Consider the following 12544-nt stretch of genomic DNA (forward strand, 5'->3'; position numbering starts at 1 on the left):
CCTGTTATGGGGACTTGAAAGCTATGCCTCAAAAGGCTTTACTGTAAAACACAATCTGGATCGGCAGGAAACTACATTGGAAACCCGAATCAACAAAACAATCAATAAATTCTTGAAAATTCTCGGAGTTCCTGGTGGAGATTGGCTGACCATTCTAAAAAATCACAAATCGATCAATAAATCGGACGTAATGCTCTCAACCGTCGACAATGTCGGCATTCCTGCTGTCATTTTGAAACGGATCGGATTGATAAAAACCCCGATCATCTATGTCAGTGTAGGATTGCCGGAACAGATAGACAAAATCAAAACGAGAGTGCTCAGAAAATTTTACTTAAATTCGCTACGCAATACTAAACATTTCATTTGCTACAGCATAGTTGAAAAAGAGCGTTTGAAAAGTCTTTTGCATACAGGAGATGAAAAAGTTTCGTTCATCCCTCTTGGAATTATGACTTCGTTCTTCAACCCATTGCTGGAAGTGAACAAGCAATGGGATATCGTAAGTATCGGGGCCGATCCCATGAGGGATTATGCTTTGCTGGCACAATTCGCAGTTAAGCATAAAAAATTAAAAATTCTTATCGTCACATCGGCTAATCACTCATATATCAAACATAACAAACCAGGAAACCTTGATTGCGAATTTAATATTAGTTTAGATGAAGCCATCAAGAGATTCAGTGCCGGTAAGCTTATTGTCCTGCCTGTAAAGGAAAACACCTATACAGGGGCAACCACGACGCTACTTCAGGCAATGTGCATGCAAAAATGCGTCATCGTCAGCAATGTCGGCCCAATAAAAAAGGGTTACAACCTAGTCAGTAATGAGAACTGTATATTGGTCGAACCGGGCAATTACACAGACTTGGAAGCATCTATACTTTCAGCCTTATCAAACGATGAGCTTCTTGAGCAGACTGGTATAAACGGAAGAAGAACCGTGCTCGAACATAATACCTGGGAATCATTCATCTCCAAAACTTCCGCCCTGATACTTGAAGTCATCAATCCACATTAGCGGTCCAGGAAAGTGCTCGGATCAAAATATCTAAATTTTAATCATGCATCTTCATCACTGGCTGGACTCTGACTGAAGACACAAAAAGTACTGTAAAAAACCCTTGGTCGAAAAACAAACTCTTTTTTCAACGCAAACAGGAAACCATGAAAATCAGCATAGGGCTCAAACTCCGGCAGGGCCCGTGGGGCGGAGGCAACCAGTTTGCAACCTCCCTGACGAATTACCTCAGCAAGAAGGGCATAAAGGTTGTACACGATCTTTCGGAACGGGATATCGATATAATTCTGCTGGCTGAACCCAGAAAAACCTCTCGCTCGTCCACCTTCACGGATAGCGAAATCCTGGATTATCTTCGGTATGTGCATCCTGAAGCGCTGGTTGCGCACAGGATCAACGAATGCGATGAGCGCAAGGGAACAGATAGTGTCAATAACCTCCTTGTCGACGCTAACAACTGCGCTGACCATACCATATTCATCAGCAGCTGGCTAAAGGATAATTTCTCCGTCCGGGGAATAACCACTGAACGTTCCTCCGTGATACTGAACGGGGGAGACAAAAAAATCTTCAACGCCGAAGGGTTTTCCCCTTGGAACCGCCACGAATCACTGAAAATCGTGACCCATCACTGGGGAGACAACTGGTTAAAAGGGTTCGACATCTACCGTCAGCTCGACGACATGCTCGAACGGCCTGAATGGAAAGAGCGTATCAACTTTACCTACATAGGGCGAACCCCGGAGGATTTCTCGTTCAGAAACACGCAACACATTAAACCCCTGAGCGGAACAGCGCTTGCATCCGAACTGCGCAACCATCACCTCTATGTCACAGCATCAAGAAACGAACCGGCAGGCATGCATCATATCGAAGGCGCAATGTGCGGTATGCCACTACTCTATATCGAAAGCGGAGCGCTTCCGGAATACTGTCGGGGATTCGGTATTTCCTTCATCCCGGAAACGTTCAGTTCCGCTCTGGAAAAGATGATGGAAACCTACGAATACTGGTTCAGGGAAATGTCCCGCTATCCGCACACAGCCGATAAAATGTGCACAGCGTACTATGACCTTTTCCTCGACATGATGGCGAGAAAAAAGGAAATCCTTGCCGCACGCAAAAAACAACCTAAGCCCAGCCTGTCAGAAACCGCATTATTCAAAATGGCAATGCTCAGGAAACAATTTCGCAGTTTCCGCAAGAACATACTCAAAGGAAAGAAAAGTCAATGAACCATGCATCTCACCCTCTTCTTCACTTACAAGGCCTCGCTTGAACGATGGCAGAATATCGGAATGCTCGAGCGTGAAGTCGCACTCTATAAAAACTACCAGGCAAAAGGCATTGATGTAAGTTTCGTTACCTATGGCAAAAACGATCATCTCCTTTTCAAGGACCGACTTCCTGGCATAGATATCCTCTGCAACGAAAAAAGACTTTCAACGAAACTGTATACCGCACTAATACCTCTCCTGCATGCCCGCAAACTCCGCGACACAGATATTATAAAAACGAACCAAACACCTGGCGGTTTAGTCGCATTACGGTCAGCGAGTCTTTTCAAAAAACCGCTGCTTGCCCGAAGCGGATACTTGCATTCCGAATTCACCGCCAACCGATACGGAAAAAATTCACGACAAGCCATCAAAGCACTGAATGAGGAAACCCGGCTTTATACATTGGCCTCTCGAATAGAGATAACAACCCCAGCAATGCGGCAAAGCATCGTATCACGACTGCCCGATGCTGAACACAAGACCACTGTCATCCCGAATTATGTCGACACCAAGATCTTTACCCCAAGAAAAACTCAATGCGATATCGACCTGCTGTTCATAGGCAGACTCATATTGCAGAAAAACATCTTTGCCTTGCTTGAAGCCCTCGAGGGACTTGATTTTCGAACGGTCATCATAGGGAGTGGGCCTTTGGAGCAAAAGCTCAAAGTGAAAGCCAATGATCTCGGGATCGACGTTACCTGGAAAAGCAACGTTCCGAATCACGATCTTCCGGACTATCTCAACAGATCAAAAATATTCATTCTCCCTTCCTTATATGAAGGTCACCCAAAAACGCTTATCGAGGCAATGGCATGCGGGGTTCCAATCATCGGTGCAGATAGTCCAGGAATCAGAGAAATCATAAGTGATGGAGAAACGGCTTGTCTTTGTGGAACGGAACCTGAAAGCATACGAAGAGCTATAAAAAAGCTGGCTGCCTCTGAACCACTTCGCAATACCCTCAGTCAAAACTCAAGAAAATTTGTCACTGCAAATTATTCGATTGAAAACATTTTTGAGAGAGAACACCAATTGTTGCAGGAGATTTTGTCTGAAGACTGATCACTCCTTTTAAAACCTCAGCAAATCCCTTCAACCAGGGATTCATTCAAGCCATCTTGCGAGTTAAAAATGAACGCCTCCGCGCCGATGTTGATGATTGGGAAGATCGACGCCAGCACGTAGACGAAGGTTCGTCATAGAGCATCGGAGAACGGAAGTCCGCTGACAATGAAATCAGCGTGCTTATCCGAAAACACAAAAACAAAAAGATTTGAATGCCACCCTTTCTTAGGCAGGGTTTGCAAGATTCTGTTTGAAATGCCTAATTAAAACTGTCATTAACCTATTTGCATAAAAGCATTTACTCTCAGAATACCTCACATGCTCAGTTCAAAAAAAATAGAATGGCTGACACATTGCACAAAAGAACACTTGAACGGCTTTAAAAAAGAAAAACGAATTTTTCTCAAAAGACTTCACTATCCCCTAGACCTTCGTCACCCAAAAACATTCAACGAAAAGATCATATGGAAAAAAGTATATGACAGAAACCCGCTTCTACCGATAACGGCTGACAAGTACAGAGTCAGAGAGTACATCCGTCATGTTCTTGGGAAAAAACAAGCTGCAAATATTCTCATTCCACTCTATGCAACTAGCACCAATCCAGACACAATTGACTTCAGGGCACTTCCAGAAAGTTATATCATAAAAACCAATCACGCTTCGCAGACAAATATATTCGTTCAAAAGAATGGTTCAGTCGATGTAACTGACATAAAAGACCGATTAAAAAAATGGCTTAAAAAACCTTACGGCCTCTTTAATCATGAATGGTCATATATCGATATAAAACCTATGATCATTATAGAAAAACTACTCACCGACAATGCAAACAAACTTCCTATCGATTTCAAGTTTTTCATTTTTCACGGTAAATGCCATTACATCTTTGTTTATACAAACAGAAAAGAAAAAATATCCTGCAGCATCTTTGACACCGCCTGGCAAAAACAGTCTATCACATGGAAAAACTCTGTTGGGCCAAAAGTTGAAAAGCCTGATAATCTTGCAGAAATGATAGAAATAGCTGAAACACTGTCATCACCGTTTGACTTTGTTCGTGTAGACCTCTATTCTTTCGAAGACAGCATATACTTCAGTGAATTAACTCATTACCCCGCATCTGGACATATGGAAATGCAACCAAGAGAATTCGATATAAGTCTTGGAAAATTATGGAAACTGGAACGCAATTACTGGAAAAAGAAAAACCATCTTACTCGACAAATCATAAAAGAATTATAAATTCAGTAAAAATTCATCAATATTTATACATTTGACCCCATCAACCCCATTGAAGTGATAAGTTTTTTCATCACAGTCACGAGACTCATTATAAAACACAGAAGAACAAATTTTACCTTTGGAATATGAAAAAAAAGGATTGTTCATCAAAAAATGTCGTATACCGTTTGAATCACGAAAAATTTTAAGGATGAAAGCATAATTATTGGAGCAGCTCAGTACTCCGCCCCATTTTTTTTTATACTGAAAAAGCCCATCCCGTAAAAAAGCCCTTGCAAGCCCAAGATATAAGGATTGATAACCTTTAGAAAACAGATATTCAGCAGAAAAATAATATGTTGCTGCAATACCACCTGTTTTCCACAAAGACAAATCTCCATTTTTCAACCCGTTCCGCCATAAGTATGGCCCCCCTTGATCGTAGCGCAAAAGAGCTCCTGAAATGTCATCAGCTCCGTCATTAACAAGAAGCAGTTCACATTCATAATCCTTCCACTGCCAGATCTCTTCATCGATATTTTTTTCAGGATACCTTTTTTTCACAGTCGGCACCCAGAAATCATCCAAAAACTTCTCTATATGCTTTTTTGAACTGGTTACCCGATAGCTAAGATTATTTTTTATTATAGTCCGGACATCGCTTTTAACCGACTCATTACCTAAAGATAGTGGAAGTGATACAGTTTGACCTATCCAGAGCGGAAGTTGAAATTCATTTTTTTTAATCGAAACAGATTTATCTCTTTTATACTGAAACAGCATCAAATCGCATCCAAAAATATTTGAACGAGCCACCAGCATAAAAAACCACAAAGTGAATTTTCCTTGTAACAAAATTTTGAACCCATCGTCGAAAATCATTTTTGTTACATATACGAAGTCCGAATCACTCCCTGAAAAGAGTATTTTTACCGGAAATTTTGATCTCTTTTCATACCCCTGAATCAGTTTCCATCGAACAGTCATTCCTTCAATTCTTACCGACCATTAACTTTTTCCACCCATTGCGAAGTTTCGCTTGAAGCGGCATCCTGAAACCCATTCCCTCTTTCATCACTAACTCACAAGGGTTACAGGTTCCGCAAGGCTTCCCATTTCTCGGTTTATGACAGAACCACGTCCTTATCATAATATCGTAAAAGGAATTGCGGAAGGCATGGCGTACCATGTCATGCTTTGTCGTTCTCAGTAAAGCAAAACGATAAAACCCAAAAACAGTCGTTAATGGCTCATTCAGGTCATCAGGCAGTTCCATACAACCCTCTTTACCTTCAAGCTTTTCCATTATCGCTGAAAAAATCGGACTCAGAGGTGAACAAAGGTTCGCTTCAATAGAAAGTTCTACGCCCTTCAATTCTTTCCATGAAAGATATCTTGCAAGCCATTCGTACTGAACCCCTAACTTTTTATACTTTTTCAATAGTACCTTATAGCAATCCGTTATCTCCTGATTTGGTGGTATATCTTCCTTAAGGACCATATCGACAGGCTGTAGCAAATCAGCCCGCTCTTTTATTCGCTCGCGTATCATAGCCCTGATCGCTACGATAGCATTTATCTCCTCCTTATATGATTTACGACCAGGATCCAGCACATAAATGGGCTTGACTGCCCGCTTTTCAACCAGCACCAGATCACATAATCGAAATGTAGAATCCCATCCGCCGGTCCAAAAAAGAGGCACCGCTTTACTTTCAAACTCCATTTTTCATCGGTTTACAAATTCAAGCTTACACAACCGGCATTTTGATCCTATGTGCCAATCCATCGACAAATCCCATAACAATAAATCATAAAATATCTTACACAGCTTCGAATAATTTCATGCTATCCGATCATGCTTGATGCAGAAAAACGCCACAAAAAAAACTCAGCAGGTACCGTTACATCAGTTGCATATGAAGACAGGCATCATATTTTAAAAATATACGGCTCAGGATGGCATCTGCCTTCATCACCGTCAAAGCCTGAGCAAAATAGAGAAAAATCCTTTAGGTACTGACACATGAAAGCACCGAGCACTCTTTTCATTATTCTTGTTTCAGAATTTCCACCCGGGCTTCATGGCGGAATCGGCTACTGGGCGAAAAATGTCCACACCGCTCTCAACGCCAATGGCAGCAGGGCTATCGTTATGACTCGTAAGACAAAAATTCACAAACAATTAAACCTGAAGTCCACTGAAACGATCAAATACATTTCCGGTCGGAACTGGACAAAAATGAGTTGGCTGTACCTTCTCCCCCATCTGCTCCCACTTCTTATCACCGGTCAAAACATAACTATCATTGCGGCAACATGGCGGAACGCGACAATGATCCACTACTTGAAAAAAATCTTTCCATTCACTCTTTATTGTTCCGCCAGAGGCTCTGAAATAACAAAAACTGTATATCCAGCGAAGAGCAAAACACGCTCAGAGTTTAAACGTGTTCTGAAAAACATCGACATCCTCATCCCGATCAGCAGCTTTCTCGACAAGCTGGTAAGGGAAAACTTCCCTGAATTTCCTATCAAAAGCGTTGTTATCGGCAATGATGTCGACCATCACCTCTTTAGCCCTGTAGAGAGCATGAAACAAAAAAATGAGCTGCGAACAAAAATAGGAATCCCCGAAAACACCCCCGTGCTTCTTACCGTTGGACGCATGGTTACATTCAAAGGATTTCCTGACCTTATCAGAGCCCTGAAACCCATTGCAGAAGAAATACCGGAATTCATCTTTCTCATGGTCTCCGCTCCCCGTGAACCGGAATACAGCAAGGTTCTCGACGCCATTAGATCGAGTGGGCTCGAAAAAAATGTAATTATCAAAAACCATGTCGAACACAATAAATTACCACTCTTGTATCAGGCTGCCGACGTCTTTGTTCTATGGTCAAAAGCCGTATATGAACCCATGTACCAGGAAGAAGGATTTGGTAGAACCGCAATAGAAGCGGCGGCTTGCGGATTACCTGTCGTCGTGAGTGATACCGGCGGCCAGCCGGAGACAATTATTGACGGCAAAACCGGCTATGTCGTTCCATCAGGCGAGGAGGAGCTCCTCGCCAAACGTCTTATATCTTTGTTAACGGACAAATCAATCACCGAAAAAATGGGTAAGGCAGGCAGGATGTTTATTGAAAAAACGTATACTGCCGACATTATGAGAGAAAAAATTCTACAGCTTCATGCACAGTGATTGTATTGCAGGAATAGCACTCGGTAATTATCCTGGAACTCATCATAATCACAGGTAAAAAAGCAGTTGTTCCGAAATGTCTGAAAAGCTTGACAACACTTGTATTGCAAGTCTTAGTCAACAGTAACACCGCAAGACCGCCTCTATGACCGATCCAAAAATCATCGGCATTCTCCTCGTCAAAGACGAAGATATTTTCATCGAGAGTGTCGTGCTCAATATTCTTGAGTTCTGTGATGAAGTCTTCATCGCAGAAAATTATTCCCATGACAGAACGTTTACGATACTCTCTGAACTTGCGGAAAAATACAATAAAATAAGGCTTGCGAGAGTTTCACACCCTAAAGAATCACACGAGTTCATAGAGGAATTCGCAGGGACGAATACCTGGGTTTTCGGTGTGGACGGTGATGAAATCTACGACCCTGCTGGCCTCAGTAAAATGAGAAAACTTCTTCATGACGGCTCATTCAGTGAATACTGGTGCATCTACGGCAACGTGCTGAACTGCAAATCGATCGACATAACAAAGGGTATTGCTGAAGGGTATCTTGCCCCTCCCTCAAGATCGATGACAAAGCTCTATAACTTTTCAATGGTTGAAAGCTGGACTGACTGTCCACAACGTTTACACTGGGGAACTTTGCGGTTCAATAACCAGGTAAGTGATAACCCTCCCCGGCACCGTTTATATGAAACGCTGGAATGGGAACAATCATATTTTCGCTGCCTTCACGCAGCATTCATGCAGCGAAGCAGCCTGGATATAAACCCGAAACACCCAAGCAGGTTGAATCCATCGGAAATTCTCAAGCTGAGGTCGGCCCACGCTGATAAATCCTACCTTAAGTATTTTTTCAGGCGTGTACGCGCAGAATTAGGTTTTGACTACAAGCATAAAAAGTATCGCAGCGGCCCTCTTGTTCAAAAAAACATCACTCGTTTTTTTGAACCGCTTACCACACAATGAATGCCATGGATATCACTATTGGTATTTCAACACCAACGACTCAAAAGATATTGTCACGACTTCAATGCTGGATCTGCAAACTGTATATCGTAATACATCTTGTAAAGACCGTTTCTGCTCAAGAGCTCTTCATGGCTACCTGATTCCGCAATCCGGCCTTTATCCAACACGATGATCCGGTCGGCGTTTTTCACGGTAGACAACCTGTGTGCAACGACAAGGGCGGTACGATTCTCAAGGGCATTATCAATAGCGTCCTGAACAACCTTCTCCGATTCGTTATCCAGAGCGCTTGTCGCCTCATCGAAAACAAGAAGCCCCGGATTTTTAACCATCGCACGGGCAATAGCAAGCCGTTGCCGCTGCCCCCCTGAAAGCTGCACACCCCTGTCGCCAATAATCGTCTCATACCCTAACGGTTTCTCCTCGATGAACTCGTTTGCGTTGGCACGTACTGCAGCGGATTTTACCTGTTCACAGACAGCTTCCCCACGTATGCCGTAGGCAATGTTCTGTTCGATGGTGTCGTTGAACAGGATGACTTCCTGACTGACCACCCCAATCATTCTACGTAGCTGTTTGTAATCAAATTCACGTATATCGATACCGTCGATTGTTATACGACCAGAATCGACGTCATAAAACCTCAGTAAAAGGTCTACAGCCGTAGATTTTCCCGAACCGGACTGACCGACTAACGCAACCATCTCCCCTTTCTTGATCTCAAAAGACACATGGTCGAGCACATTCGGAGCACCTGGGTCTTTTCGATACCTGAAAGAAACATCTTCGAACTCGATACTTTTTGAAAAACCAGCAATATCACGTGTTCCGTTTTTAACTTCCGGCATCGCGTCAATAACCTCGAACAACCTCTCGGCCGAAGCCATACCGCTTTGGATTTTCGTATTGGCCTCCCCCAGCATTTTTATAGGCCCCATAGCCGAATACAGACTGAAAGCAAAGACAATCAACTCATTTGCCGTCATAGCCCCCTCGAACACCTGTAAGCCTCCAAACCAGAGCACCATTGCAACAGCCATTACCAGCAACGTTTCATTGAGAGGGCCGATGATGTTTTTCAGCCGAAATATTCTGAGGTTCAAACGCCGGAAGTCGCTGGTGAAGCTCTTGAACCTGCCTATTTCGACATCTTCGAAGCCACTTGATTTAATGACTTTGATGCCGCTGAATTTTTCCTGCAGGACGGAGTTCATATCCCCCATTCTCTGCCTTAAAACCTTGGACAGCTTTTTAATCCTGCGCCCGATGATTCTGATAACGAAAAAAATGACAATGGAAACAGCAAACGCAAACAGGGTCAGTTTCCAGCTCAAGACGAACAATACCCCAACGTATACAAATATTGAAAATGGATTCTGAATGAAGTTGATAAAGGTCGAGCTGATAGATCCCTGCACGCTCTGGACATCGTTGTAAACATGGTTCATCAACCCTCCAACCCGCTGATTGTTAAAATAATCCAGATGCATTTCGATGATCGAGTGGAATACATCGTCTCTTAAATCTTTCGTCGCCTTGGTTTGAACACGATAAATGATCTGTTTGTTGATGTAGAGAAACAAGTTTTTAAGGGCAAATGCCGCCATCAGAAAAAGACATATGTTCAGTAGCGTTCGCTGTTTCGTTTCGGCATGAAAAATCCGCTGAAAGGTATTGGTCAACTGCTCCTGAAACTTCTCTGTATCGATAAGAGAAGCGTCTTCTGTTTTTTGACCGTGAAGCTGAGCCCCATTGTCGGCAGTATTGTCCATAACTGCGGTTTCTCCCGAAACAGCCGGTGTTACAACTGTTTTATCAGCTGTAAAAATGGCATTGAGCAATGGAAGAACCGAATATATGGATACCACCCCGAAAAGAGATGTCAGCATACTCATGAAAACAACAAGCACAATCTTCCATCGGGAAGGCGCCAGGTATCGTAATACCCTTACAATCAAAATATTCATGTTTTGTAATCACCCTCTATCGTTTCTGTCAACCAGCAACGGGTCAAAGTACAATACTATAACTATTTTTTGTCAATGTAACTTCTCTTCCATCGGTTATGTACCCAAAACCACTCTTCGGGGTAACGGTAAATGTACTTTTCAAGAGCCCTTGTATACCTTCTGGTAAGCTCTTCTATGCCATCTCTGGAAAATGAAAGATCCGAAGTATCGATCTCTTCGGCTTCGAGCACATATTTTCCATTTTCTTGCCGACGGCACATGAGAGCGAACATAGGAACATTTGCCCTGAGAGCGAGAAAAGCCGGACCGAGATATACCGAGGTTTCCCTTTCGAGAAAATCCATAAAAAACCCCCCTTTCGGATCGGACTGATCTCCCAGAACAGTCAAAACCCCCCCTTCTCTGAGAAGTTTCAAGCCATCTCTGAGAGCCTGCTTTTTATAAATAACGCTATTGCCGTAGAGACACCGCAAACGCTCTATCTCGCTGTTCACTAAACGGTTTCTCAGTTTTTTTGCCACAACGGCAATCGGAGTCACAAGCAAACCGATACATACTCCGGCAAGTTCCCAATTGCCGAAATGTCCCGAAACCAGTATTCCCCCTTTTCCCTCATTTCTCGTTTTGGCAAGAAAATCATCGAGATAAAGATCGATAAGCTCATCAGCATCTTCACGCCCTTTAATCAAAGGCAACCGTAAAACCTCCAGGAGATTAACCGCCTGATTACGATAAACCCGACGGGCGATACCATCAACCTCACGACCGTCTTTTTCCGGAAAAGCAATGGTGAGATTCGTTGTAACCAGCCTTCTCCGTGATCTGAGAACATAGTAGACAAAATCCCCCATAGCCCAAGCCAAACGCTCAAACTGGTAACGGTTTATGCGCCTGACCAGAAAGCCGAGCAAAAGAAAGAGCCGGTAAATAACTTGTTGCCCAAAGCGCCTCCACTTTTTTTGCAAGGAAACCATAAAAAAACAACTGTTCGTCTGTAGCCAAAAGGAGGAATAATTCAAACCTCTATTAAAAAAATCTGAATAATTCATATCTATTACATACGGATTGTAATCATTTCTTCGCAAAATCATGTCATCAAAAGTAAAGCTCCTTGCACCCTGCAATGCCGAGCGGCTCGTCAGGGAATGGAAACAGCAAGGAAAAAAGGTTGTCTTCACCAACGGCTGTTTCGACATTCTGCATGCAGGTCATGTACAGTACCTTGAAAAAGCAAAGGCTACAGGAGATATTCTTATTGTAGGGGTTAACAGTGATGCATCGGTAAAACGACTGAAAGGCGAGAACCGTCCAATAGCGTCCGAAACAGACCGATGCACGGTTCTGGCAGGACTTGAAGCCGTTGATGCCACGGTAGTTTTTGACGAGGATACGCCAGCCCGGATTATAGAAAGACTCTTGCCGGATATTTTGATAAAAGGAGCCGACTGGCCGATTGACAAGATTGTCGGAGCAAAAACCGTACTCGAACATGGTGGAGAGGTAAAAACAATTGAATTTCTGGAGGGCAGATCAACAACCTCGATTATCGAACGTATCATTGAGATCTATTGCGGGAAAAAGTGACCTCAGCAGGGTTTTTCAAGCTGTTGAAAAGCCGAACTACCAGGAAGCCACTCGAGGCTATTCTCTCCTGAAATCAATCGAGTACTTTGACAACCTGACAGCGAAGACCAATGTTCGTGATATATCAGGACAGGCACTGCTTCGAGTACGGCAAAACTGTAAGGAAACCTTACGATTGGATTGTATGCTGACGAACTGCTCTCTTGGAAAATGACAATA

Annotated in this window: 11 protein-coding genes; 7 read left to right on the top strand and 4 right to left on the bottom strand. The window is 43.1% G+C overall.

The window, feature by feature from the left end:
- The first annotated feature begins 112 nt into the window (after positions 1 to 112).
- The 4 genes from CR164_RS04900 to CR164_RS04915 all read left to right on the top strand — a co-directional run bounded on the left by CR164_RS04900 (position 113) and on the right by CR164_RS04915 (position 4614).
- On the top strand, positions 113 to 1021 hold the full coding sequence (locus CR164_RS04900) for a glycosyltransferase (RefSeq protein WP_161953482.1): 909 nt from the start codon (positions 113 to 115) through the stop codon (positions 1019 to 1021).
- A gap of 146 nt (positions 1022 to 1167) precedes the next feature.
- Entirely contained in the window at positions 1168 to 2256 is a 1089-nt protein-coding gene (locus CR164_RS04905; RefSeq protein WP_110022821.1) for a glycosyltransferase family protein, read from the top strand.
- A 3-nt stretch (positions 2257 to 2259) separates the two neighbouring features.
- On the top strand, positions 2260 to 3366 hold the full coding sequence (locus CR164_RS04910) for a glycosyltransferase family 4 protein (RefSeq protein ID WP_110022822.1): 1107 nt from the start codon (positions 2260 to 2262) through the stop codon (positions 3364 to 3366).
- 321 nt (positions 3367 to 3687) lie between these two features.
- Positions 3688 to 4614 carry an ATP-grasp fold amidoligase family protein gene (locus CR164_RS04915; RefSeq protein WP_110022823.1) on the top strand — a complete coding sequence of 309 codons (927 nt, stop codon included), beginning with the start codon at positions 3688 to 3690 and terminating at the stop codon, positions 4612 to 4614.
- Here CR164_RS04915 and CR164_RS04920 read toward each other — a convergent pair.
- Positions 4609 to 5580, bottom strand: coding sequence for a hypothetical protein (locus CR164_RS04920; RefSeq protein WP_110022824.1), 972 nt, complete (start codon positions 5578 to 5580; stop codon positions 4609 to 4611). The genes CR164_RS04915 and CR164_RS04920 overlap by 6 nt on opposite strands.
- 4 nt (positions 5581 to 5584) lie before the next feature.
- On the bottom strand, positions 5585 to 6319 hold the full coding sequence (locus CR164_RS04925) for a hypothetical protein (protein ID WP_110022825.1): 735 nt from the start codon (positions 6317 to 6319) through the stop codon (positions 5585 to 5587).
- A gap of 300 nt (positions 6320 to 6619) precedes the next feature.
- Between CR164_RS04925 and CR164_RS04930 the strand changes: the two genes are divergently transcribed.
- Together CR164_RS04930 and CR164_RS04935 are read left to right on the top strand one after the other, a co-directional pair.
- The gene (locus CR164_RS04930; RefSeq protein WP_110022826.1) at positions 6620 to 7798 is read left to right on the top strand and encodes a glycosyltransferase family 4 protein; all 1179 of its coding nucleotides are present in this window, start codon (positions 6620 to 6622) and stop codon (positions 7796 to 7798) included.
- A 145-nt stretch (positions 7799 to 7943) separates the two neighbouring features.
- Positions 7944 to 8768, top strand: a complete 825-nt coding sequence (locus tag CR164_RS04935; RefSeq protein WP_110022827.1) for a glycosyltransferase family protein — start codon at positions 7944 to 7946, stop codon at positions 8766 to 8768.
- 53 nt (positions 8769 to 8821) lie between these two features.
- Here the strand turns inward: CR164_RS04935 and CR164_RS04940 are convergent, their stop codons facing one another.
- Together CR164_RS04940 and CR164_RS04945 are read right to left on the bottom strand one after the other, a co-directional pair.
- Positions 8822 to 10738: an ABC transporter ATP-binding protein gene (locus CR164_RS04940; RefSeq protein ID WP_110022828.1), complete on the bottom strand. Its 1917-nt coding sequence runs from the start codon at positions 10736 to 10738 to the stop codon at positions 8822 to 8824.
- Positions 10739 to 10800: 62 nt separating this feature from the next.
- Positions 10801 to 11715, bottom strand: a complete 915-nt coding sequence (locus CR164_RS04945; RefSeq protein WP_110022829.1) for a lysophospholipid acyltransferase family protein — start codon at positions 11713 to 11715, stop codon at positions 10801 to 10803.
- A 115-nt stretch (positions 11716 to 11830) separates the two neighbouring features.
- Between CR164_RS04945 and rfaE2 the strand changes: the two genes are divergently transcribed.
- Entirely contained in the window at positions 11831 to 12325 is a 495-nt protein-coding gene (gene rfaE2, locus CR164_RS04950) for a D-glycero-beta-D-manno-heptose 1-phosphate adenylyltransferase (RefSeq protein WP_110022830.1), read from the top strand.
- The last annotated feature ends 219 nt before the right edge of the window (positions 12326 to 12544 follow it).

Source organism: Prosthecochloris marina (genome assembly GCF_003182595.1).
Lineage (GTDB): Bacteria > Bacteroidota > Chlorobiia > Chlorobiales > Chlorobiaceae > Prosthecochloris > Prosthecochloris marina.